This is a genomic window from Alphaproteobacteria bacterium, assembly GCA_019635875.1.
Lineage (GTDB): Bacteria > Pseudomonadota > Alphaproteobacteria > Reyranellales > Reyranellaceae > JAFAZJ01.
In genome coordinates this window covers 300,268-323,228 of record JAHBYP010000006.1, presented here as the reverse complement: position 1 = coordinate 323,228, position 22,961 = coordinate 300,268, and the positions used below count along the sequence as shown (strand labels likewise).

Below are 22,961 nucleotides of genomic sequence, written 5' to 3'. Positions count from 1 at the left end.
AGCCGGTGTCCGTCTTCGACATCCCCCTTCCGCCCTTCGGGCACCTTCCCCCTCCGGGGGAAGGTAGAGTTCGAAAACTGCACATCGCCCTACTCCGCCGGCTGCATCGCGGGCGAAGGCGCCTTGCCCTGCAGCGCGCCGATCACGGTCCTGCGCACCTTCCAGACCAGGCGGTCCCACCAGCTCGGGTTCTGCACGATGTCGGCCTTGTAGAAGCTCGGGCACAGCACGGCGGCGTCGGCGACCTCGCCGCACAGGCCGCAGCCGACGCAGGAGTTGATCACCGCCGCCACCGGATCGCTGCGCAGCGGATCGGGGCTGGGCTTGATGGTCAGCGACGGGCAGCCCGACAGGCGGATGCAGGAGTGGTCGCCGGTGCAGACCTCGTCGTCGACGCCGTAGCGCGTGCGCACCACGCGTTCGCCCCGCGACAGCGCCGCGGCCTGCAGCGGGCGGATGCGGCGCTGGCGCGCCAGCTGGCATTCGCCGTCGCCGATGATCACCTTCAGGCCGCGCTCCTTCGACGAGAAGGCCTCGCGCAGCACCTTGATCATGTCGCGCAAGGAGTAGGTGTGCTGGATGCGCAGCCACTTCACGCCCACGGCGCGCAATGTGTTGGCGATGTCCGAGGTCTTCTGGTCGTCGCGGCGGTTGCCGGCGCTCGACGGCAGGTACTGCGCGCCGGTGGCCGAGGTGTAGCCGTTCTGCAGGATGATCAGCACGCCGTCGCCGCGATTGAAGAGCGTCGAGGACACGCCCGACAGCAATCCGTTGTGCCAGAAGCCGCCGTCGCCCATCACCGTCAGCGTGCGCCGATCCATGAACGACGACACGCCCTGCGCCGCGGCCAGCGACATGCCGAAGCCGAGGATCGAGTTGCCGAGGCTGAAGGGCGCGAAGGTCGCGAAGGAATGGCAGCCGATATCGGTCGAGACATGCACCTTGCCGATCTCGCGCTCCACGAGCTTCACCGCCGTGAACACCGGCCGCTCCGGGCACCCGGTACAGAAACCCGGCGGGCGCAACGGCAACGGCGCGCCGAGCGCGGCCTGCACGCGCGCGCGCCGCTCGCGTACGGCGGCGAAGCGCTTGGCCGGTTCGCTGATGTCTATGTCGGGACGCGCCGCGCCGATGAAGGTCAGCAGCCCGTCCGTCAGCACCTCGGCGGTGTACTCACCGGCCATCGGCAGGGCGCCCTTGCCGTGGATCCTAGTCTGCACGTCGGCCTTGCGCAGGATCGAGTCGATGGCGGTCTCGACGAAGTTCGGGCTGCCCTCCTCGATCACCAGCACGTGGCGCTTGCCCGTGCAGAAGCCGCCGATCTGCTCCGGCACCAGCGGGTGCACGACGTTGAGCACCAGCATCGGCACCCTGGTGCCGCCGAAGCCGTCGGCCAGGCCCAGCCGCTCCAGCGCGCGCAGCGTGACATTGGTCAGGCCGCCCTGCACGATGATGCCAATGTCGTCGAGATCGCCCGGCAGCGTCTCGTTCAGACCGCGCTCGACGATGTACTTGCGCGCCGCCGGCAGGCGCACCTCGAACTTCAGCTTCTCGTGCGCGTAGGTCGAGGGCGGGTGCGAGAGCTTGGCGTAGTCGTGCGGCGCCGGCTTCGACAGCAGGCGGTTGCGCGAGATCGCCGGCGCCACGTTGGTCTTCGCCGTGAACTCGCCGGTGACGTGACAGGCGCGGATGCGCAGGTCCATGATCGTCGGCGTGTTCGACGTCTCCGACAGCTCGAAGCCGCTCTCGACCAGCTTCACGATGGTCGGCAGGTCGGGCCTGGGATCCATCAGCCAGACCGAGGACTTGAGCGCATAGGCATGCGTGCGCTCCTGGATCACCGAGGCGCCTTCGCCGTAATCCTCGCCGACCACGATCAGGGCACCGCCGACCACGCCGGCGGAGGCGAGGTTGGAGAGCGCGTCGGAGGCGACGTTGGTGCCGACGATCGACTTCCAGGTGACGCACCCGCGGATCGGGTAGTTGATCGAGGCGGCCAGCAGGGCGGCGGCCGAGGCCTCGTTGGCGCAGGTCTCGAGATGCACGCCGAGCTCGTCGAGCAGGTCCTGGGCGTCGACCAGCACGTCCACCAGGTGCGACACGGGCGCGCCCTGGTAGCCGCCGACATAGGCCACGCCGGCCTGCAGGATGGCCTTGGTCACCGCCAGGATGCCTTCGCCGCGGAAGGTCTCGCCGTCGCCCAGGCGCAGCGACTTCACCTCTTCCTTGAACGATCTCTCGGCCAAGCGCGTCCTCCCGGAACGTCTTTCGCGCGCGTTCCGCCGCCCGAGTGATCGGGCGGCCGCGGCGCCCTGTCAATGCGTTTTCCCTTGCCGCACCGGGCACCCCCCACTACCGTCGTTCGGGTGAAGGCGCGTGCAACAGCGTCGACCGTTGGGGGGTGCAACATTTGATGATCCGCGGGATCGTCGGTGCGATCGCAGCCATGCTGCTGGGCCTCGGCACCGCCGTCGCGCAGGACGGCCCGGTCGAGCTGAAATTCGCCCATTGGCTGCCCGCCGACCACGTGCTGCACCGCATCGGCTTCGACGCCTGGGCGCGCTCGATCGAGGCGGAGTCCGATGGCACGCTGAAGATCGTCATGCATGGCGCGCAGGGCCTGGGCAGGACCGGCGACCACTACGACATGGCGCGCGACGGCGTCGCCGACTTCGCCTTCATCAACCCCGGCCATATACCCGGCCGCTTCCCGATCTTCACCGCCATCGAGCTGCCGTTCAGCGTCACCGACCCGCTGCGGGGAACCGCGGCGCTCGACCGCTGGTACCGCCGGCACGCCGCCCAGGAGATGGCCGAGGTGCGCTTCTGCCTGGCACACGTCCATGACCCCGGCGCGCTGCACGGGCGCATGCCGGTGGCGAGCCCGGGCGACATCGATGGCGCGCGCGTGCGCACCGTCAGTGATTCGACACATGCGCTGGTCAAGGGGCTGGGTGGCATACCGGTGCGCGTGCCGGCGCCGGAGGTGCGCAAGGCGATCAAGAAGGGCGCCATCGACGCGGTGCTGATGCCGTGGAGCACGCTCAGGACCTGGGGAGTCGACAGGCTCGCGACCTTTCACCTCGACCTGCCGTTCTACGTCGGCGGCTATGCCATCGTGATGAATCCTGCCACCTACGCCCGGCTGTCGCCCGCCCAGCGCAAGGTCGTCGACCGCCATTGCACCACCGACTGGGCGGTGAAGGTCGCGACGGCATGGGCCGAGGACGAGCAGCGCGGGCACGCGGCCATGCTCGTGGCACCGGGACACACGGTCCATCGGCCGACCGGCGGCGATCTCAAGGCATGGCGCCGGCTGGCCCAGCCGCTGGTCGAACGCTGGACGGATGCGCTGCGCGGCCGGGGCATCGAGTCTGAGTCGCTCCGCCAGGGACTGCGCCGCGAGCTGCAGGCCGCCAACGCCGCCTACTGAATGACAGGCGCATGTTGATCGGCAGGCAAGCTCGAACCGGGCATTTGGTCACGCTCGATCCGCTGGCAGTGGCCCAGATGCATCGCCCGTGCTGGCCGAATTGAAGCGCGATGTGACTCCCCGAGATGCTGTTGCGCAGGCTCTAGACCATGCAAGCTATGTCCCGGGACCTGTGCGTAGGCTCGCTGCTCGAGCTTGCTGGAGCTGCCCCATCAGCAACGGGATGAAGACGTGACCAACCAGCTTCGATTCTCCGTGCTCGTGCTGCCAAACGTGCCGTGGCCCGAGTTCCTGCGCCGCTGCCGCCAGGTCGAGGAGCTTGGTTTCGACTCCATCGGCCTCGCCGACCATCTCGTCGATTGGGCCGGCAACAAGGGGCCCTGGTTCGAGCTGTGGACCCAGGTTGCGGCCGTCGCCCAGGCGACCACCCGCATTCGCCTGACGACGCTGGTCGCCCAGATCCCGCTGCGCAACCCGGTCCACTTCGCGCTGCAGGCGCTGACCGCCGATCACATCTCCGGCGGCCGGCTCGACATCGGCCTCGGCACCGGCCTGACGATCGACCCGTCGTACCGGATGATGGGCATCGAGAACTGGAGCGCGAAGGAACGCGTCGCGCGCTTCGGCGAATATGTCGAGATCGTCGACCGGGTGCTGTCGCAGGAGGAGACGCATTTCAAGGGGCGCTACTACCAGGTTGATGGCGCGGCGCTCGGTCCGCGTCCCGTCCAGTCACCGCGCCCACCCATCATGATCGCCGCGATGGGGCCGCTCATGCTGGGGCATACCGCGCGGCATGCCGACATCTGGAACAGCATCAGCTTCGCCAGAACCTTCGAGGCCCAGCTCGAGGAGACACGCGGCCGCGTCGCCGCGCTCGACGCAAGGTGCGCCGCGATCGGCCGCGAACCGGCGACGCTGCGGCGCTCCTATCTCATGTTCGACGCGATGGCGCGGCAGAGCGGCGGCAGGGTCAACTACTACGACTCGGAGGAGGCCTTCACGCGGATGGTCGGCCAGGTGATCGCGCTCGGCATCACGGAGATCGCGCTGTACTACCCGATCGCCGACGAGCAGAAGCCGGTATTCGAGCGCATCGCGCGCGACGTGCTGCCGGCGATGCGGGCGGCGCACAAGTAACGGCCCATCTGTCTTATCCTCCCCCTCCGGGAGAAGGTAAAATCAGGTCAATTCAGTCGGGCGGCTGCGCGCCAGCCTGGCGTCCTTCCAGGCGAAGTAGCGCATCGCCAGGGGCAGGAACCACGGATTGCCGCGATAGAGCGGCATGGTCGGAAAGGCGGCCGCCTCGAAGGCGGTGGCGCCTTCCGGCAGGCCGAGAATCCTCTGCGCGATCTTCAGGCCGAAGAACGATCCCATGGGAATGCCGGCAAAGTTGTAGCCCATGCCATGCCAGATGCCGTCGTGGCAGCCGATATGCGGCATCATGTCGAAGGTGCCGGCGCAATGCCCCGTCCAGACATGGCTGAGCTTGACGTCGGCTAGGTCCGGCAGCGCGCGCGCGAGACGTCCGCGCAGGAGCGCGGCGATGGCTTCCGGGTCCTGAAGACCGTTTGCCGTGGCGCCGCCGAACAGCAGGCGCACCGAGTCGGGGGCCGGCCGGAAGAAATCGATGTCGAGATTGGAATCGATCACCGTGCGCCGGCGCGGCAGCTGCTTCTCCAGCAGATCGGGCGGCAGCGGCTCGGTCGCCGCCATGTAGCCGACGAACGGAATGACGCGCCGCGCATGCCAGCGCAGGCTCCTCGGCGTGTAGCCGTTGGTGGCGACGACCACATCCCGTGCGCGTGTTTCTCCGGCGGCAGTGGAGACGCGGAAGCGTTCGCCCTGGCCGCCCTGCTCGACCGCAGTGACCTCGCACCTGCCGAAGATCGCGACGCCGGCAGCGAGCGCGCGCATCATCAGGCCGCGGTGATAGAGACCCGGATGCAGCGATCCAAGATCAGGAATGACGGCGCCGCCGTCGTAGAGGTCGGTCGCCATTTCCTCGCGCTGCCGGGCGCGCGGCAGCATGGAATAGGGCAGGCCGAGATCGGCTTTCATGCCCTCCAGCTCGCGTTCCAGCACGGCATAGTGGGCGGCCGACGTCGCCCCGATGAAACGCCCGCAGCGGACGGCGTGGCAGTCAATGCCCTCCTCTTCGATGAAGCGCAGCGTGCTCTCGAAGGCCATCGCCAGGTCACGATAGATGGCGGTGGCATGGGCGATGCCCTTGGCAGCTTTCAGGTCGACATAGGCGTGCTTCAGCGTGCGACCCAGAAACCCGGCATTGCGGCGCGACGCGCCATGGCCCGGCAGCTCCTTGTCGAACACCGCGACACCTCGTCCAGCCCGCGCCAGGGTCAAGCCGGCACGCAATCCGGTGTAACCCGACCCGATGATGACCACGTCGTAGGAGGGCGCGAGGGGACCACCGGGAACCCCGGTGAGCGGCGCGGCGTCCCACCAATAGGACGCATTCCTGAAGTCAGTGGTCAGCAGGTCTTTCATCAGGAGGAATCCCAAGGCGAAGTCTCACTCATACTCCGAGACCTTGGCTGAGGTCACGGCAATGACCCTGCGCTGAACTCAGGCTGAATGATCCAACGCAAGGTTTCATGTTTCACGATGGTCCCTGCGGCTGGGTCAGTTCCGCTTCTGCGCAAGCTGACCGAGAACGGCGTCCCGCTCATCGTCGTCGCCGCCGCCTGCGATCCGGAGTCTTGGGACGCGCAAAGCTGTCGCGGTACTTGCGCAGCAGCATCCGCAGCGGCTCGAGCATCGGCGCCACGATCTCAGGCCGCCCCTCGAGGATCGACAGCGCCAGCGCGCCCGCCTCCAGGGTCGAGACGCTCTCGCGTCGCGGCTCGCGGCGCAGATCGCCGTAGAGCGAGGGCGCCCGCGGATTGAGGACGAGGCGGCGCGTCTTGAGGAGCCAGGCGTTGCGCCACCAAAGCGCCTTGGCCTGCGCCCAGTTGCCGTCGAGCAGGATCAGCCCTTCGAGCGAATCCAGCACACCCTCCTGGTCGGGCAGCTCGGCGCCCTCGGCGTCGACGGCGAGCAGCGGTGGCGCGTCGGGGGCCGGTGCCTGGGTGCGGGTGCCGAGATAGAGCGCGCCCCAGCGCCGCGTCTCGGCCGGCCGGCCCAGCGCCCTGGCAAGATTGGGCCACGACAGGCCGGTGACGAGCGTCGCGCGCGCGAGCTGGCGGCAGAGGATGCCGGCGGTGCCCAGCTCGCGGTCCTGCTCCTGGGGATGACGCAGCACCAGCAGCTCGACGCGGTTGTCGATGCGCACCAGCGCGGCACAGACGCACAGTCCCACCGGCTTGCCGCAGCGCGGACAGGATTGCGCCTCGGGCCCAGGGCTGTCGGTCATCGGCTGCTTGTAGCGCGATTTCGCGCGGCGCGGGCGGCGGTCAGCGCGGGCTTGATCTGGCGACGATAGCGGTCGAAGAATCCGGCCGGACAAGGGAGACAGGATCGATGCCTAGCGTCGCGGTTAAGTCGGAAATCGCCGGCAAGGTATGGAAGATCGAGACCAAGATCGGCGATTCCGTCGAGGAAGAGGGCCAGATCATGATCCTCGAATCGATGAAGATGGAGATCCCGGTCCTGGCGCCGCGCGCCGGCACGATCAAGGCCCTCCTCGTCGCCGAGGGCGACTCGGTTGCCGAAGGCCAGCCGGTCGCGACGCTGGATACCTGACGGTCGCCGACACCGCGACAACGGCCCCCGCCCGCCGCCCCCACGGACGGGACGGAACGTCTCGTCCGCTGCGTGGTTTCGGGCCAGCTCCGTGGTCCCGCCCACGCGTCGGAGCCGCCCGTCATGGCTCGACTGCCAGCCCTGCACAATCACCGGTAGTGATTTTCGCATTGCTTGGTACTATTCACTGACGATCCTATTGCATCATGACTTGATTCTGGATGGCTGACCCGAGCCGGGCTCGCATGGCGCGCAGCTTACTTCCGGCGCTTCGGGAGGACGAGCATGGCCACACAGCAGCAGCAGATGTTTCTGTCGCTGATGCCCGCCGGACGCGCCGACAACCGCCTGGCGCTGACCGTCGTTCTGATCTCAGCCGCCGCCTTCGTCGCCGCGGCGCCCTTCGCCACCGAGCAGCTGGGACGTCTCGACGCCTTCATCCCGATCTACCAGTCGGCGCTGACCCTCAGCGACCTGATCACCGCGGTGCTGCTGTTCGGTCAGTACAGCATCCTGCGTCGGCGCGCGCTTCTCGTGCTGGCCAGCGGCTATCTGTTCACCGCGGCCATGGTCGTCATCCACACGTTGAGCTTCCCCGGCCTGTTCGCGCCCGGCGGCCTGCTGGGCGCCGGGCCCCAGAGCACGGCCTGGCTCTACATGCTCTGGCACGCCGGCTTCCCCCTGGCGGTGATCGCCTATGCCCTGCTCATGCCGCGCAACGGCGATCTCGGCGAGACGCCGGGCGCGGCGCGCGGCGACATCATCTTCGCGATCGCCGGCGTCGCGGCCATCGTCAGCGTACTGTCCACCCTGGTGACGGCCGGCCATGCGCTGTTGCCGCCGATCATGCGGGGCAACCACTATACGCCGATCATGATCGGCGTCGTCACGACGGTGTGGCTGCTCAGCCTGATCGCCCTGGCCGTCCTGTGGCGCCGTCGCCAGCGCAGCGTGCTCGACGTCTGGCTCATGGTGACGATGTGCGCGTGGATGTTCGACATCGGGCTGAGCGCCGTGCTCAACGCCGGCCGCTTCGATCTCGGCTTCTACGCGGGCCGCATCTACGGGCTTCTTGCTGCCAGCTTCGTCCTGCTCGTGCTGCTGCTCGAAACCCGCGCGCTCTACGCCAAGCTGGCGCGCTCGCTGCTGGCCGAGCGCGAATCGGCCGACGCGCGGGCGCGCGACCTGGCGCGCAGCGAGGATCGCCTGCGCCAACTCAACGAGACCCTCGAGCAGCGCGTCGCCGAGCGCACAAGTGAGCTGCGGGCGGAGGTCGCCGAGCGCGAGCGCGCACAGGAAGCGTTGCGCGAGACGCAGAAGCTCGAGGCCGTCGGCCGGCTGGCGGGCAGCGTGGCGCACGACTTCAACAATTTGCTCACGGTGATCCAGGGCAACACCGAGTTCCTGCTCGACAGCGCGCAGACCGAGGCCGACCTGCACGCGGCGCAGGCGATCGACCGCTCCGTCGAGCGCGGCACGCGGCTGGTGCGCCAGGTGCTGGCGTTCTCGCGACGCCAGGGCGTGAAGCCCGAGGTGATCGACATGCACCGGCGCAAGAACGAGCTCGCCGAGCTGCTGTCGCGATCGCTGCGCGGCGACATCCGGCTGACGGTGACGATTCCCGGCGACATCTGGTCGATCGAGTGCGATGCGGGCGAGCTCGAGCTGGCGCTGCTCAATCTGTGCGTCAACGCGCGAGACGCGATGCCCAATGGCGGCGCGGTGCGCGTCGAGGTGCGCAACTTCGACGCCGCCGTCGAGGCGCCCTTCGACGACGAGCTGGACGGCGAGTACGTCGCGCTGTCGGTGACCGATTCGGGCACCGGCATTTCGCCGGACGTGCTGGCGCGCGTCTTCGAGCCGTTCTTCACCACCAAGGAGGTCGGCAAGGGCACCGGCCTTGGGCTGAGCCAGGTGCATGGCTTCGCCCAGCAGACCGGCGGGCGCGCCGCGATCAGCAGCGAGGTCGGTCGCGGCACCATCGTGACGCTCTATCTGCCGCGCGCCACCGCCGCCGTCGCTGCGCAGCCGGCGGCGGCGAAGCGGCCCGCCCTGGCGCGCGGCAGCGGCCTGGTGCTGCTGGTCGAGGACGACGACGAGGTCGCGGCCGCCGCCGAGCGCATGCTGGCGGCGATCGGCTATCGTGCCCAGCGCGTGCGCAACGCCGGCGCGGCGCTGGCGCTGATCGTCGCCGGCCAGCGCTTCGACGCGATGTTCAGCGACATCGTGATGCCGGGCAATCTCAGTGGCCTCGATCTGGCGCGCAGGGTTCGCCAGCGCCAGCCGTCGCTGCCGATCCTGCTCGCCAGCGGCTACGGCACCGCCGTGGCCGACGCCGTCGGCAGCGGCTTCACGCTGATCGCCAAGCCCTATGGCATCGTCACCCTGTCCGAAGCGCTGCACGAGATCGGCGCCGACAGCCGCGACAGGGACTTCGGCAGCGCGCTGGGCAGCACCGCCTGAGTCTCAGGCCCGCGCGTTTGGCCGGCCCCGCGCAGCCTTCAAATCGCGCAGATCGTTGATGTCGGTCAAACGACCGACGAGCGAGATCAACTAGCCTCGTCCGCGTTGATCGATGCTCTCGGCCACTCGGGGTGCTGGGCCGGCGACTTCTTCGGGTGAGGGAATTCCTGAAGGTCGACGAGGCGGCGGTGCGCCCGTGGATCGGGCTCGGTGAACTGCGCGCCGTTGCCCTGATGCGCGAATGGCATCGCCTCCGGATTTTGAGAACCGTGCGTGGCGGCATGACAGAGGAGCGAACCATGGCGCAAAAGATGAAAGCGGCGGTCTTCGTTGAACCCGACCGGATCGTCCTCGATGAGAAGCCGATCCCGGATATCGGTCCTCTCGACGCCCTGATCCGCATCACCACCACGACGATCTGCGGAACGGATGTGCATATCCTGAAGGGTGAGTATCCCGTCGCGCGCGGCCTCACGATCGGCCACGAGCCGGTCGGCGTCATCGAGAAGCTCGGCTCGGCGGTCGAAGGCTATCGCGAGGGACAGCGCGTCATCGCCGGCGCCATCACGCCGAGCGGGCACAGCGCCGCCTGCCTGTGCGGCTGCCATTCGCAGGATGGCGCCGGCACCCGGCATGGCTTCAGGCCCATGGGCGGTTGGCGTTTCGGCAATACGATCGACGGTGCTCAGGCGGAGTATCTCCGCGTGCCCGACGCCATGGCCAATCTCGCCCCGATCCCTGAAGCTCTCAGCGACGAGCAGGTGCTGATGTGCCCCGACATCATGTCCACCGGCTTTTCGGGAGCCGAGAGCGGCAAGGTGAGGGTCGGCGACACTGTCGCGGTCTTCGCGCAAGGGCCGATCGGTCTGTGCGCCACGGCGGGTGCGCGCCTGATGGGCGCGACGACGATCATCGGCGTCGATGCAGTGCCCGCGCGGATGGAAATCGCCCGCAGGATGGGGGCCGACCACGTCGTCGATTTCACCAGGGTCGACCCGGTCGACGCGATCATGCGACTCACCGATGGTCGCGGCGTCGACGTCGCGGTCGAGGCGCTGGGCCGGCAGGAGACGTTCGAGGCGGCGCTGCGTGTCCTGCGTCCCGGCGGAACCCTTTCCTCGCTGGGCGTTTATTCGAGCGACCTGAAGATTCCCCTCGGTCCGTTCCTCGCGGGGCTTGGCGATCACACCATCGTCACGACGCTCTGCCCGGGCGGAAAGGAGCGCATGCGGCGACTGATGGAGGTGATCGCTTCCAATCGTCTTGATGCGCGACCGCTGGTCACGCACCGGTTCAGGCTCGACCAGATCGAGGCGGCATACGATCTCTTCGCCAGCCAGCGCGACGGCGTCCTCAAGGTCGCAATCACGCCGTGACATGCGCCAGCCAGGCCGAAGCTTCCCGCAGGAGGCAGCGTCGTGCCGCAAGACCGCACTGATGGAGCAGGAATCCATGCGCAACGCGCCATCCACGGCACCGTCGACCACGACTTCGTCGGGCACGCCGGACCTGGCATGGCATGCCGTCACCCCTGATGCCGCGCTTGATGCGCTCCACTCGAGTGTCGACGGCCTTTCCGAACAGGAAGCGGCTCGTCGCCTGGAGACCTATGGTCCGAACCGCCTGCCCGAGGGGCGCCGTCGCGGTATCCTGACTCGATTCCTGCTGCAGTTTCACAACCTGCTCATCTATGTCCTACTGGCGGCGGGCGGGCTCGCCGCGGCAATCGGCCATGGGACGGACGCGCTGGTCATCTTCGCCGTCGTCCTCGTCAACGCGTTCATCGGCTTCATCCAGGAAGGCCGCGCCGAGAAGGCGCTCGACGCCATCCGCGCGATGATTGATCCAGACGCTTCGGTCATACGCGACGGTCGGCGCGCGACGATCGCAGCGGACAGGGTCGTGCCGGGCGACATCGTGCTGCTCGAAGCCGGGGACCGGGTGCCGGCCGACCTGCGGCTCGTCAAGGCACGCAACCTGCGGATCGACGAGGCGATCCTCACGGGCGAATCCGTACCCGTCGACAAGGCCGTGAAGGCGGTGGATGCCGGCGCCGCCCTCGGCGACCGCTTCGCGATGGCCTTCTCCGGGACGTTCGCCACCGCCGGCCAGGGAACCGGGGTCGTCGTGACGACGGGCGCAGCCACCGAACTCGGCCGCATCAGCACCATGATCGGCGCGGTGGAGCGGCTGGCGACACCGCTCGTGCGGCAGATGGACCAGTTCGCGCGGCAGGTCACCATCGCCGTGCTGGGCGTTTCCGCGCTCGTGTTCGGCTATGCCGTGCTCATGCAGGCCTACGGTCTCGATGATGCCTTCATGGTCGTTGTCGGGCTGGCTGTGGCGGCTATCCCGGAGGGTTTGCCGGCGGTGATGTCGATCACCCTCGCCGTCGGCGTGCAACGCATGGCACGCCGCAATGCCATCATCCGGCAGCTGCCCGCCGTCGAGACGCTGGGCTCGGTTTCCGTGATCTGTTCCGACAAGACCGGAACGCTTACACGCAATGAGATGATGGTCGGCGCCATCGCCACCGCCGATCGGACGATCGCGGTCGAAGGCTCGGGCTACAGGCCGGAGGGTCGCTTTCGCGGCGAAGCAGGCGATCCTCTCGATCCCGCCGCCGATCCCGTCCTCGAGGAACTCTCGCTCGCGGCGCTGCTCTGCAACGATGCCGGCCTGCGGCACTCGGGCGAAGAGTGGTCAGTGGATGGCGATCCCATGGAGGGAGCGCTGGTATCGCTGGCCATCAAGGCCGGGCACGACGCCTCCGCCGCTCGCGCCGGCTTCCCTCGCCTCGACGAGATTCCGTTCGACTCGCGTCATCGATACATGGCCACGCTCAATGCGCGCGGCGAGCATGCGCCTGTCGCCTACGTCAAGGGCGCACCGGAGCGCATCCTGGGCATGTGCAGCCATGTCGCGACAATGGATGGCGAGCGCCGGCTCGCTCCAGAGGACTGGCTCGGGCGCGTCGAACGGCTCGCGGCGGACGGCCAGCGCGTGATCGCCCTCGCGCGCCGGACCATGAACCATGGCGACCGGCAGATCGCGTCGCCCGATATCGAGCGCGGCCTCACGCTGCTCGGCCTGGTGGGACTGATCGATCCGCCACGGCCGGAAGCGGTGGCGGCGATCGCCGAGTGCAAGGCCGCGGGCATCCGGGTCAAGATGATCACCGGCGACCACGCCGCGACCGCCCGTGCCATCGCCATCCAGCTTGGGCTCGCCGACGATCCGAAGGCGATAACCGGCCAGGAGCTCGACGCGCTCGAGGATGCCGGATTCAGGAAGAAGGCCCGCGAGGCGAGCGTCTTCGCGCGCACCAGCCCCGAGCACAAGCTGCGGCTGGTCGAGACGCTGCAGGCCGACGGTTCGGTCATCGCCATGACCGGCGACGGCGTGAACGACGCGCCGGCCTTGAAGCGCGCGGATGTCGGGGTCGCCATGGGCGGCAAGGGCACCGAGGCCGCCAAGGAGGCCAGCGAGATGGTGCTCGCCGACGACAATTTTGCCTCCATCGTCGCGGCCGTGCGGGAGGGCCGGACCGTCTACGACAATCTCACCAAGGTGATCTCCTGGACACTGCCGACCAACGGCGGCGAGGCATTCACCATCATCCTTGCGATCCTGTTCGGGCTCACGCTGCCCGTGACACCGGTCCAGATCCTCTGGATCAACATGGTCACGGCCGTCGCGCTCGGCCTGACCCTCGCCTTCGAGCCCACGGAACCACACGCCATGCGTCGCCCGGCGCGCCCCGCCGGGCAGAGGCTTCTGTCGGGCCGTTTGCTGTGGCGAATCGTGTTCGTCTCGGCCCTGATGGTCGCCGGCACCTTCGGCATCTACACCTGGGCGACCGGGCGGGGCCTGCCACTCGAGACGGCGCGCACCATGGCGGTCAACACGATCGTCGTGATGGAGATCTTCTATCTGTTCAGCGTGCGCTACGTTCACGGCACGTCGCTGACCTGGCAGGGCGTGCTCGGCACCCGCGCGGTCCTCGTCGGCGTGGCGATCGTCATCGTCGCACAGCTCGCCTTCACCTATCTGCCGCCGATGCAGGCCATCTTCGCCACCCGCGCCGTTGCGTTGGGCGACGCAGCTGTCATCGTGGCGACAGGCGTCGCCCTCCTGGCCATCGTCGAGATCGAGAAGCGCATCGCTGCATTGTGGCCGGCGTGAGAGAAAGCCGGGGGTTCCCTCCCCGGCAAACATGCGCTGAGGCTGACCTCGGAACTTCCTGTACAGTAGGGAGAAGCGCCACGCAGCATCGTCCGGATTTGTCTTCAGCGTCCGAGTTCCGGGTCGGGCGTCCGCGAGGAGGTCCATGGCCAACGTCGTCTTTCACGAGATCGCATGGTTGCTGCTCGGCGCCGCCGCGATCGGGCTGCTGGGTACCGTCCTGCGCCAGCCCGTGATCGTGAGCTTCATCGCGGTCGGCATCGCGGCCGCCGCCCTGGTCGACAGCAGCGCCGAGACGGCGACCCAGATCCGCTTTCTCGCCGAGCTCGGTGTCTCGCTCCTGCTGTTTCTGGTCGGCCTCAAGCTCGACTGGCGCCTGGTCAGGACCCTCGGACCGGTCGCGCTCGCCACGGGGCTGGGGCAGGTCGCGTTCACGGCGGGTATCGGCTTCCCGATCGGGCTGGCGCTCGGGCTCGACTGGCTGACCAGCCTCTATGTCTCGGTCGCCCTGACCTTCTCCTCCACGATCATCATCGTGAAGCTTCTGAGCGACAAGCGCGAGCTCGAGACGCTTCACGGGCGCATCGCCCTCGGCTTCCTGATCGTCCAGGACATCGTCGTCGTGATCGCCATGGTCGTGCTGTCGACGATCGGGGTCGGATCCGCCAAGGCGGACGGTCCCGACGAGATCCTGGCCATCGGTGGCTCGCTGCTCGGCTTCATGGTGGCCCTCGTCCTGTTCGTCCGCTTCATCGCCGACCCGCTGATGGCCCGGCTCGCCCGCACCCCGGAGCTGCTGGTCATCGCCTCCATCGGCTGGGCGGCGACCGCGGCCGCAATCGGCGATACGGTCGGGCTCGGCAAGGAGCTGGGCGGGCTCGCGGCCGGCATCTCGATCGGCTCCACGGCCTATCGCGACATGGTCGCAGCGCGACTGAGCGCGCTCAGGGATTTCCTGCTGCTCTTCTTTTTCCTGTCCATCGGCGCGACGCTGGACTTGTCGACATTGGGACAGGACATCCCGCGCGCCATCGTCTTTTCCCTGTTCGTGCTCATCGGCAATCCGCTCATCGTCATCTTCATCATGGCATGGATGGGCTACCGCGCCCGCACTGGGTTCCTCGCCGGTCTCACCGTCGCCCAGATTTCGGAATTCTCGCTGGTCTTCATGGCAATGGGACTGACCCTCGGACACGTGAACCAGTCCGCGGTCGGGCTCGTCACCCTTGTCGGGCTCGTCACGATCGCCCTGTCGGTCTACATGATCACCTACTCCCAACAGCTCTACCTCTGGTGTCGCCCCCTGCTGAATCCCTTGAACTTCGGGTTCTGGAGGGAGGCGGCGGCGGAGGACGATGACGGGAAGCCCGCCGTCGACGTCATCATCTTCGGCCTCGGCCGCTTCGGCAGCCAGCTTCTGAGGCGTCTGGAGGACGCCGGCTACAGCGTGCTTGGCGTCGACCTCGACCCGCAGACGGTCAAGCACTTCACGAGCAAGGGCTATCAGGTTCGCTTCGGCGACGTGACCGAGCAGGAGTTCTGGGCCGAGCTTCCGCTCACGCAGGCGCGATGGGTCGTCCTCTCGGTTCCGTACGGCACGATCCTGCTGACGGAGACCGACCCGCGCAGCGGCCTCCTTGCCGCCATCCGAAGTCATCAGTTCGCCGGGCGGGTCGCCATGGCCGCACGCAGCGACGAGGAAGCGCGCCGCCTTCAGGAAGGCGGCGGCGTCGATCTGGTCCTCTATCCTTTCGACGATGCGGCAACATCCGCGGCCAGACAGATCACCGACCTCGACGAGAAGAGCGTCACGCAGGAGGCCACGACAACGCTGGTGCCGGGCGCGGTCCCTTCCGCCGTTCCAGAAGGCCAGCCCAGGGTGATCGTCGTCGGGCATGGGCGCGTCGGCGGCCTCGTCGGCGAGATGCTCTCCCAGCATGATGTGCCCTATGTCGCGCTGGACAGCGATTCGGCCCTGGTCGCGCGCGAGCGGCGGCGAGGCAAGCCGATCTTCTACGGCGACGCCGCCGGTCCGGAGCTATTGCGCCGCCTGGGGATCGCCTCTGCCCAGGCTCTCGTCGTGACTATGGACAGCCCGCTTGCGGTGGAGTCGGTCGTCACGACGGCACGTGCCGAACGACCCGATCTCGTCATCATCGCACGCGCCCGCGACGCCGAGCATGCCGCCAGACTCTACGAGCTGGACGTCACCGATGCTGTGCCGGAGGCGGTCGAGGCGAGCCTGCAACTGTCCGAGACCCTGCTGGTCAATATCGGCGTTCCCATGGGCTCGGTCATCGCCTCGATCCACGAGAAGCGCGACGAGTTCCGCAAGGCTCTTCAGGGGTCCGACGGAGAGGGTCGGGCGCGGCGCGCGATCCGCGCGCGCACGCGACGAGAACCTGGCGGCGGCGCCTGACGGCCGGAAGCGTCAGTCCAGGTGGGAGTATGGTCCCCTGGCATTCGGCGCGTTCTTGCGCGGATAGAGCATGGTGGCGCCTCCGCTGGCCGGACGACGAGCCGCGGTTCATCATGGGCCGGCATCGAACGGAGACCGCATGCGCACGTCCTCCTCCATGATCACAGTCGTCCTGGCGATCGTCGTGCTGATGATGCTGGGCATGGTCGTTGCGACCTTCAGCGGCATGCGGATGATCGACCGCGCGATCGAGAATCCCGCCGACGCCGTACCCTCGATGATGTCGTCCGTCGTGTGGATGGCGCTGCCGCCGCTGCTGATCACGGCGCTGGGCATCGCCGCCTTCGTATGGGTGATCCGCCGCTTCCGGCACGGCGACCAGGCGCTCCTGCGCAATGGCGTCGCCGGCACGGCCACCGTGCTTTCTGTTCGCGACACCGGTACGACCATCAACCGCGTGCACGCCGTCGTCGAGCTCGGCCTGCTCGTCACGATTGCCGGCCGTACGCCCTTCAATGTGAAGACAGAGACAATGATCGCGCGCATGAACTGGGGCCGCGTGCGGCCCGGCATGCAGCTGGCAGTGCGCGTCGATCCCGCCAACAACTCGCGCATCGCCATCGATTGGAGCGGCGGCGCTGCGAACCCGCTGCTGGCGGCGATGGCGACGCCGGCCGCGGTGGCTGGCGGCGCGGCGTACATGACACCGGGCGCGCAGGACGCCTTCCGTGTCGCGGCCGTGCGCTCGGCGGCCGACATCGTCGCGCAGGGCCGCCCGGCCGAGGCGGTGATCCAGTCCCTGGCGCATACCGGGGCGACGGTGGCGCAGATGGCGCCGCCTGGCGCCTACGCCCCCGACATGGCTGACGATCCGATGGTGCGCATCACCTTGCGCGTCGAACCGCCCGGCGGCGCGCCGTTCACCACCGACGGCCTGTTCCGCGTGCCCAAGGCGAAACTCGGAATGCTGGCGCTGGGCGGCCGCGTGCCGGTCGCGGTGATATCCGGCGATCGCGATTCGGCGACGATCGACTGGGCGCGCCTCTAGGTTCCAGACTCAATCAGGTCCACCACAGGACGATTGTTGCAATGGCGACGGCTGCGGCGAAGTTGGCCGCCAGCTTGTCGTAGCGGGTGGCGATGCGGCGCCAGTCCTTGAGCCGACAGAACATGCGCTCGATGAGATTGCGTTGCTTGTAGGTCTCGGCATCGAACGGATGGAAGCGTTTCCGGGTCGGGTTGTTGGGGATCACCGGCTGGGTGCCGCGCTCGCGCAAGAAGTGACGTAGCGCATCGCTGTCGTAGGCCGTGTCGGCAATGCACAGTCGCGCCGCCGGCAACGGTGCCAACAAGGCCTCGGCGGTGCGCACATCGCCGAGCTGGCCCGGTGTTATCTCGAAGGCGATGAGCCTGCCGAGGCAGTCGATGACGGCGTGGATCTTCGTCGTCCGCCCGCCGCGCGAGCGGCCGATCGCCTGCGCCAAGGCCCCCCTTTTCCGCCACCCGCGGAACGGTGGGCCTTGGCCGTCGTGCTGTCGATCATCTGCGTATCGCTGGCGTCCGATCTCACCAGGGCCTCGAACAGTCGCTGCCAAAGCCCGCGCCGGGACCATCGATTGAAGCGATTGTAGATCGTCGTCGGCGGTCCGTAGAGCGCCGGACAGTCCCCCCAGCGACAGCCCACCTTCAGCACATGAACGATGCCGCTGATCACCCGTCGATCATCGACCCGACGCGCGCCCGGTTAATTGCGCGGCAACAGCGGCTCGATCGCCGACCACTGCTGCTCGTTGAGCCAGAACTCGTTCGCCATCTCCAACGCTCCGTCGTTTCAGAGCTTGAATCACCACCGGCTAACGAATTCAATCATCTGATTGAGTTTTGACCCTAGAGCATCGAGCGGTCAATCGGACCCACCTGTCATCCCGAGCGCAGCGAGGGATCCAGGGAAGCTGCCTGGATCCCTCGCTGCGCTCGGGATGACAGGGTGAGTCTGATATTGCGCGCGTCGCGCTAGTCGCGCCTCCGCCCGGCGCCTACATCGTGCCGAGCAGGCGCTGGGCCAGCTTCAGGTGCGGCTTGTCGAGCATCTTGCCGTCCATCTGCGTGACGCCGCCATTGCCCGCTTTGGCAAAGGCCTCGACGACCTTGCGGGCCCAGTCGAGCTCGGCCTGTGACGGGCTGAAGATGCGGTTGATCGGCTCGACCTGCGAGGGATGGATCGCCATCTTGGACAGGAAGCCCATGCGCTTGGCGGTGACGCATTCCGCCTCGAAGCCGGCAAGGTCGCGGAAATCGGCATAGACGGTGTCGAGCGGCGTCACGCCGGCGGCGCTGGCCGACAGCAGGCAGACGACACGGGCATAGCGGAACGTGTCGTCGAGCACGCCATCGGGGCCGGCCTTCGCCACCGCGCCGATGTCAGCCGACAGATCCTCCGCGCCCCAGGTCAGCGCGGTGAGCCTGGGATGCGACAGACGCGTCGAGGCGGCCACCAGCACCGCCGGCGCGGTCTCGGTGACGAGGGCCAGCACCCTGGTGCGGCCGGCGGCGATGCCCTCGCGCGCCTCCAGCGCATCGAGCATGTGGCCCAGCCGGTCGAGCTCGGCCTGGCCCTCGCATTTGGGCAGCAGGATCGAGTCGGGCGCGGCCTGCATCACCACCGCGAGGTCGCCGGCGGTCAGCCCGGTCGGGAAGCTGTTGACGCGCACCGTCTTGTGGTGGCCGCCGGCGCCGCGTGCGCGGATGTGGTCGCGCACGATGGCGCGGGCCGCTTCCTTGCGGTCGGGCCCGACCGAATCCTCGAGATCGTAGATCAGTGCGTCGGCCGGCGAAGCCTGCGAGCGATCGAGCTTCTTGAGGTCGTCGCCCGGCACGAAGAGATAGGAGCGGATCATGTCGGCTTGCGCCGCATCAGCGCCTGGCGCCTGCAATAGGCGACCTCCTCGCCCCGCTGGTTGAAGGCGCGGTGCTCGAACTCGACGATGCCGGCATTGGGCCGCGACTTGCTCTCGCGCAGGCCGACGATCCTGGTCTGCACGCGGATCGTGTCGCCGTGGAACACCGGCTTGGCAAAGCGCGTGTCGGTCATGCCGAGATTGGCCACCGTGGTGCCGAGCGTCGTGTCGTTGACCGTGATGCCGATCATCAGGCCCAGGGTGAACAGGCTGTTGACGATGCGCTGGCCGAACTCCGTCTTCGACGCGAACTCCTCGTCGAGATGCAGCGGCTGCACGTTCATGGTCAGCGAGCTGAACAGCACGTTGTCCATTTCCGTGACCGTGCGCGTCCAGGGATGGTCGAAGACCATCCCCTCCTTGAACTCCTCGAACCACAGCCCGGCCACAGAGCCCTCCCCCGATGTTGAGGCGACGAAGCTGGCTGCTGCAAGGTGTCCGGGTCAAGCCGCGCAGCCGCGTGCCACCCCTGCAGAATCCGATACGATTAAATCGCGTTCAATGTTAAACTCGCCGCCATGCGCACCACCCGCTCCCTTAGCGTCACTCTGCCGAACGAGATGGCCGACATGATTCGCCGCAAGGTCGAGTCCGGCGAGTATGCCAGCGAAAGCGAGGTCATTCGTGACGGCCTGCGCGCCCTTCGGCAGCGCGACGCCGCCATGGAGCGCTGGCTGAGGGAGGAAGTCGTCCCGGCATACGACGCCACCATGGCCGACCCGTCCAAGAGAATACCGGCCGAGAAAGCTTTTGGAGAAGCCGCAGCCCGTTATGCCGCGCGCAAGCGCGCCGCCAAGCGGCGGTGACACGAAGGGTCGTCTTCGCGCCCGAGGCGCTTGCCGACCTCGACGATATATTCTCGTGGGTTGCCGACGCGACAGATGTGGCGGTCGCTCAGTCCTATGTCGATCGCATCCGGGAGTACTGCCAGGGATTCGCCGTCTTTCCGAAGCGCGGCACCTTGCGCAGCGACCTTCGGCCTGGCCTGCGCACAATTGGCTATCGACGGAGGCTCACGATCGCATTTGTCGTGGATGGCGACGAGGTCGTGATGGTCCGCTTCGCGCATCGTGGTCGCGATATCGCCGCACTGTTTACGTCCGAGGATAGCTGAGCTCAATGCCCGCCAACGCCCCCGCCTCGCCGATCTTCCGCGAAGAGCACGAGATGCTGCGCGATCAGCTGCGCCGCTTCATCGACGAGGAGGTGAAGCCCAGGGCCGAGAAATGGGAGGAGGACGGCTTCGTGCCGCGCGACGTGCTGCGGCGCATGGGCGAGCTGGGCTTCCTCGGCATCCGCTATCCCGAGCGGTATGGTGGCGCGGCAATGGACTCGCTGGGCAGCGTGGTGCTGGCGGAGGAACTGGGCAAGTCGACCTTCGGCGGCTTCGCCATCACGGTGCTGGTGCATACCGACATGGCCTCGCCGCACCTGATGAATGCCGGCACGCCCGGGCAGATCGCGCGGCTGATGCCCGACATCGTCGCCGGCCGCACGATCGCCGCGGTGGCGGTGACCGAGCCCGGCGCCGGATCGGACGTGAAGGGCATCCGCACCTCGGCGCGGCGCGAGGGCGGGCACTACGTGCTCAACGGCACCAAGATGTTCATCACCAACGGCGTGCATGCCGACGTCTACTTCGTCGCCGCCAAGACCGACACGAAGGCGCGCGGCTCGGCCGGCATCTCGATGTTCATCGTGCCCAGGGGCACCCCGGGCTTCTCGGTCGGCCGGGCCCTGAAGAAGACCGGCTGGCTGTCGTCGGACACGGCGGAGCTGGTGTTCGAGGATGCGCGCGTGCCGGTCGAGAACCTGCTGGGCGAGGAGAATCGCGGCTTCTACGCCGTGATGAAGAACCTCCAGAACGAGCGACTGGTGCTCGGCGCGCAGGCCATGGGCGAGGCCGAGGCGGCGCTGGCGCTCACCCTGCGGCACGTGCAGACGCGCCAGGCCTTCGGCGCGCCGCTGTGGGACAAGCAGGCGATCCGCCAGCGCCTGTCGATGCTGGCGGCGCGCGTCGCCGCCGCGCAGCAGCTGGTGCACCATACCGGCTGGCTCGACGCCCAGGGCCGCGAGTGCGTCAAGGAAGTCTCGATGGTCAAGGCGCTGTGCGGCGAGCTGGTCAACGAGGTGATGTACGCCTGCCAGCAATTCCACGGCGGCATGGGCTACATGCGCGAAACCGCCATCGAGCGCATGGTGCGCGACGCCCGCGTCCAGGCGATCGGCGGCGGTGCGACGGAAGTGATGCTGGAGGAAGTCGCCAAGCGCCTGCACGGCTGATGCCGTGCTAGGTTGGCCGCCCCGTCCGCCCGTATCGCCAGGGATCGATCCGCAATGAGCACGACCGCCGCCCACGAGAACGACGCCGGCCAGCTGGCGCTGCGCGCCGCCGCGCGCAACCACGGCCTCAGCATCGCCCGCGACCGCTTCCTGTTCCTGCGCCATGGCCGCACGCCGGGCAATATCGGCCGCATCTACCAGCACCCCGACCTGCCGCTGGCCGCCGAGGGCTTCATCGACGCCGACACCGCGGCCAAGGTGCTGTGCGAGCACACTTTCGACCTGATCTACGCCAGCGACATGGCGCGCGCCTGGCTGACGGCCGGCCGCGTCGCCGACCTCACCGGCCGCCCGGTATGGCTGCGCCGCTGCCTGCGCGAGCGCTATTTCGGCGACTTCATCGGCACGCCCAGCGAGGGACTCGACTGGCGCGTCAGCCCGCCCAACGGCGAGACCATGCACGGCTTCATCGAGCGCACGCTGACCGGCGCCGCCGAGCTGCTGGGCGACGGCCCGATGCCGCTGCTGGTGAGCCACGGCGGCGTGCTGCGCGTGCTGACCGGCGCGCTCGACGTCGAGCTGCCGGTCGAGCTCACCGCCAACGGCCTGCCCCTGGCCTTCGAGCGCAGGGGCAGCGCCTGGACCGTCACGCCGCTGATGCAGCCCGCGCCGATCGAGCAGAAGCTGGGTGCCGCTTAGCGCATCGGAGGTTTTGTCTTGGGGCGCGCAGCGAAAGCAAGCGACGCGGCGTCAGACGCGGCCGCCACAGGCGGAATACCTTTCCCTTCCTTTCCGAGTTCCTTTCCCTTCCCTTCCTTTCCCAACAGGTCCGGCACTGTGCCGGCACAGGACTCGTCCAGTTCCAGTGCAGGCAAGGTCGAGGCCTTCTCCTTGACGTTGAACACCTGGTGCTCGGTGAAGGCTGGAACGACACCGTATGCGACACCGCCAACCTCTTCAGCTCGGCCGGCCGCCACAACTCAGTGCGGCGGCCGCACCGGCACGATCGCCACGGTCTCGGTGGCGTGGGCATAGAGGCGGCCAGCCTCGTCGACCAGCTTGGCCTCCGACGTCGCGAGCGTGCGGCCCGATGACAGCACGGTGGCGATGGCGCGCACCGGGCCGGTCTTCTCGGTGACCGCCGCGACGTAGTTCACCTTCATCTCGACGGTGGTGGCGATGGTGCGCGGCGGCAGGGTCGCGTGCACCGCGACCGCCAGCGCCGTGTCGAGCAGGGTGGCGATCCAGCCGCCATGCGCGGCGCCCAGGATGTTGCGGAACGCCTCCGCCGGATCGCCCTGGAACACCGCGCGCCCGCCGCCGACCTCGATCGGGTGGATGCCCGCGACATAGGCGAACTCAGGCGACGGCAGCTCACCGGCGCCAATGGCGGCGAAGATGCGCTCGCCCGGCCAGTCGGCGATCTCGGCCAGCGGCAACGGCCCCGGCGGCGCCAGCCGGCGCTTGCTGGCCTCGACCTCTTCCCTCCACGCGGACATCCGGTCATCTCCTATTTAAG

Annotated in this window: 19 protein-coding genes and 1 pseudogene; 12 read left to right on the top strand and 8 right to left on the bottom strand. The window is 68.2% G+C overall.

What is annotated here, in order from left to right; all coding sequences use genetic code 11:
• Positions 1-89: 89 nt before the first annotated feature.
• On the bottom strand, positions 90-2,246 hold the full coding sequence (locus tag KF889_22480; protein MBX3502216.1) for an indolepyruvate ferredoxin oxidoreductase subunit alpha: 2,157 nt from the start codon (positions 2,244-2,246) through the stop codon (positions 90-92).
• Positions 2,247-2,413: 167 nt separating this feature from the next.
• Here KF889_22480 and KF889_22475 point away from each other — a divergent pair, with 167 nt between their 5' ends.
• Both KF889_22475 and KF889_22470 read left to right on the top strand, forming a co-directional pair.
• Positions 2,414-3,433 carry a TRAP transporter substrate-binding protein gene (locus KF889_22475; GenBank protein MBX3502215.1) on the top strand — a complete coding sequence of 340 codons (1,020 nt, stop codon included), beginning with the start codon at positions 2,414-2,416 and terminating at the stop codon, positions 3,431-3,433.
• A gap of 231 nt (positions 3,434-3,664) precedes the next feature.
• Complete coding sequence (locus tag KF889_22470; GenBank protein MBX3502214.1) at positions 3,665-4,573, top strand: LLM class flavin-dependent oxidoreductase; 909 nt, start codon at positions 3,665-3,667, stop codon at positions 4,571-4,573.
• Between the two features lie 42 nt (positions 4,574-4,615).
• Here the strand turns inward: KF889_22470 and KF889_22465 are convergent, their stop codons facing one another.
• Both KF889_22465 and KF889_22460 read right to left on the bottom strand, forming a co-directional pair.
• Complete coding sequence (locus KF889_22465; protein MBX3502213.1) at positions 4,616-5,941, bottom strand: FAD-binding oxidoreductase; 1,326 nt, start codon at positions 5,939-5,941, stop codon at positions 4,616-4,618.
• A 178-nt stretch (positions 5,942-6,119) separates the two neighbouring features.
• Positions 6,120-6,806 (bottom strand): DTW domain-containing protein, encoded by a 687-nt coding sequence (locus tag KF889_22460; protein MBX3502212.1) that lies wholly within the window; start codon positions 6,804-6,806, stop codon positions 6,120-6,122.
• 107 nt (positions 6,807-6,913) lie between these two features.
• On the opposite strand from KF889_22460, the gene KF889_22455 reads away from it, so the two are divergent.
• The 6 genes from KF889_22455 (at position 6,914) to KF889_22430 (ending at position 17,250) form a co-directional block, all read left to right on the top strand.
• On the top strand, positions 6,914-7,135 hold the full coding sequence (locus KF889_22455; protein ID MBX3502211.1) for an acetyl-CoA carboxylase biotin carboxyl carrier protein subunit: 222 nt from the start codon (positions 6,914-6,916) through the stop codon (positions 7,133-7,135).
• 285 nt (positions 7,136-7,420) lie between these two features.
• Positions 7,421-9,598 (top strand): MASE4 domain-containing protein, encoded by a 2,178-nt coding sequence (locus tag KF889_22450; GenBank protein ID MBX3502210.1) that lies wholly within the window; start codon positions 7,421-7,423, stop codon positions 9,596-9,598.
• Positions 9,599-9,897: 299 nt separating this feature from the next.
• Entirely contained in the window at positions 9,898-10,974 is a 1,077-nt protein-coding gene (locus tag KF889_22445) for an NAD(P)-dependent alcohol dehydrogenase (protein MBX3502209.1), read from the top strand.
• Between the two features lie 76 nt (positions 10,975-11,050).
• The gene (locus KF889_22440) at positions 11,051-13,783 is read left to right on the top strand and encodes a cation-transporting P-type ATPase (protein ID MBX3502208.1); all 2,733 of its coding nucleotides are present in this window, start codon (positions 11,051-11,053) and stop codon (positions 13,781-13,783) included.
• Between the two features lie 145 nt (positions 13,784-13,928).
• Positions 13,929-16,202, top strand: a complete 2,274-nt coding sequence (locus KF889_22435; protein MBX3502207.1) for a cation:proton antiporter — start codon at positions 13,929-13,931, stop codon at positions 16,200-16,202.
• A gap of 157 nt (positions 16,203-16,359) precedes the next feature.
• Positions 16,360-17,250, top strand: coding sequence for a hypothetical protein (locus KF889_22430; GenBank protein MBX3502206.1), 891 nt, complete (start codon positions 16,360-16,362; stop codon positions 17,248-17,250).
• A 13-nt stretch (positions 17,251-17,263) separates the two neighbouring features.
• On the opposite strand, the pseudogene KF889_22425 reads toward KF889_22430, so the two are convergent.
• The 3 genes and pseudogenes from KF889_22425 to KF889_22415 all read right to left on the bottom strand — a co-directional run bounded on the left by KF889_22425 (position 17,264) and on the right by KF889_22415 (position 19,548).
• Positions 17,264-18,015 (bottom strand): annotated as a pseudogene (locus KF889_22425) (IS5 family transposase).
• Positions 18,016-18,238: 223 nt separating this feature from the next.
• On the bottom strand, positions 18,239-19,099 hold the full coding sequence (locus KF889_22420) for a CoA ester lyase (protein MBX3502205.1): 861 nt from the start codon (positions 19,097-19,099) through the stop codon (positions 18,239-18,241).
• Positions 19,096-19,548 carry a MaoC family dehydratase gene (locus KF889_22415; protein MBX3502204.1) on the bottom strand — a complete coding sequence of 151 codons (453 nt, stop codon included), beginning with the start codon at positions 19,546-19,548 and terminating at the stop codon, positions 19,096-19,098. The genes KF889_22420 and KF889_22415 overlap by 4 nt, the downstream gene beginning before the upstream one ends.
• Positions 19,549-19,677: 129 nt before the next feature.
• On the opposite strand from KF889_22415, the gene KF889_22410 reads away from it, so the two are divergent.
• Genes KF889_22410 through KF889_22395 form a run of 4 tightly spaced genes read left to right on the top strand, consistent with a single transcriptional unit; the run spans position 19,678 to position 22,141 of the window.
• Positions 19,678-19,965 (top strand): type II toxin-antitoxin system ParD family antitoxin, encoded by a 288-nt coding sequence (locus KF889_22410; GenBank protein ID MBX3502203.1) that lies wholly within the window; start codon positions 19,678-19,680, stop codon positions 19,963-19,965.
• Positions 19,962-20,273 carry a type II toxin-antitoxin system RelE/ParE family toxin gene (locus tag KF889_22405; protein MBX3502202.1) on the top strand — a complete coding sequence of 104 codons (312 nt, stop codon included), beginning with the start codon at positions 19,962-19,964 and terminating at the stop codon, positions 20,271-20,273. The genes KF889_22410 and KF889_22405 overlap by 4 nt, the downstream gene beginning before the upstream one ends.
• 5 nt (positions 20,274-20,278) lie before the next feature.
• The gene (locus KF889_22400; protein MBX3502201.1) at positions 20,279-21,442 is read left to right on the top strand and encodes an acyl-CoA dehydrogenase family protein; all 1,164 of its coding nucleotides are present in this window, start codon (positions 20,279-20,281) and stop codon (positions 21,440-21,442) included.
• A gap of 54 nt (positions 21,443-21,496) precedes the next feature.
• Entirely contained in the window at positions 21,497-22,141 is a 645-nt protein-coding gene (locus KF889_22395) for a histidine phosphatase family protein (protein MBX3502200.1), read from the top strand.
• Here KF889_22395 and KF889_22390 read toward each other — a convergent pair.
• Together KF889_22390 and KF889_22385 are read right to left on the bottom strand one after the other, a co-directional pair.
• Entirely contained in the window at positions 22,138-22,347 is a 210-nt protein-coding gene (locus KF889_22390) for a hypothetical protein (GenBank protein MBX3502199.1), read from the bottom strand. The two genes, KF889_22395 and KF889_22390, sit on opposite strands and share 4 nt — an antisense overlap.
• 75 nt (positions 22,348-22,422) lie before the next feature.
• On the bottom strand, positions 22,423-22,941 hold the full coding sequence (locus tag KF889_22385; protein MBX3502198.1) for a PaaI family thioesterase: 519 nt from the start codon (positions 22,939-22,941) through the stop codon (positions 22,423-22,425).
• Positions 22,942-22,961 lie beyond the last annotated feature (20 nt).

Coding starts and splice junctions, on each gene's coding strand:
- KF889_22465 (MBX3502213.1), bottom strand. CDS start 5,941: ATGAAAGACCTGCTGACCACTGACTTCAGGAATGCGTCCTATTGGTGG.
- KF889_22385 (MBX3502198.1), bottom strand. CDS start 22,941: ATGTCCGCGTGGAGGGAAGAGGTCGAGGCCAGCAAGCGCCGGCTGGCG.
- KF889_22420 (MBX3502205.1), bottom strand. CDS start 19,099: ATGATCCGCTCCTATCTCTTCGTGCCGGGCGACGACCTCAAGAAGCTC.
- KF889_22400 (MBX3502201.1), top strand. CDS start 20,279: ATGCCCGCCAACGCCCCCGCCTCGCCGATCTTCCGCGAAGAGCACGAG.
- KF889_22475 (MBX3502215.1), top strand. CDS start 2,414: ATGATCCGCGGGATCGTCGGTGCGATCGCAGCCATGCTGCTGGGCCTC.
- KF889_22455 (MBX3502211.1), top strand. CDS start 6,914: ATGCCTAGCGTCGCGGTTAAGTCGGAAATCGCCGGCAAGGTATGGAAG.
- KF889_22460 (MBX3502212.1), bottom strand. CDS start 6,806: ATGACCGACAGCCCTGGGCCCGAGGCGCAATCCTGTCCGCGCTGCGGC.
- KF889_22410 (MBX3502203.1), top strand. CDS start 19,678: ATGCGCACCACCCGCTCCCTTAGCGTCACTCTGCCGAACGAGATGGCC.
- KF889_22435 (MBX3502207.1), top strand. CDS start 13,929: ATGGCCAACGTCGTCTTTCACGAGATCGCATGGTTGCTGCTCGGCGCC.
- KF889_22450 (MBX3502210.1), top strand. CDS start 7,421: ATGGCCACACAGCAGCAGCAGATGTTTCTGTCGCTGATGCCCGCCGGA.
- KF889_22445 (MBX3502209.1), top strand. CDS start 9,898: ATGGCGCAAAAGATGAAAGCGGCGGTCTTCGTTGAACCCGACCGGATC.
- KF889_22440 (MBX3502208.1), top strand. CDS start 11,051: ATGCGCAACGCGCCATCCACGGCACCGTCGACCACGACTTCGTCGGGC.
- KF889_22395 (MBX3502200.1), top strand. CDS start 21,497: ATGAGCACGACCGCCGCCCACGAGAACGACGCCGGCCAGCTGGCGCTG.
- KF889_22430 (MBX3502206.1), top strand. CDS start 16,360: ATGATCACAGTCGTCCTGGCGATCGTCGTGCTGATGATGCTGGGCATG.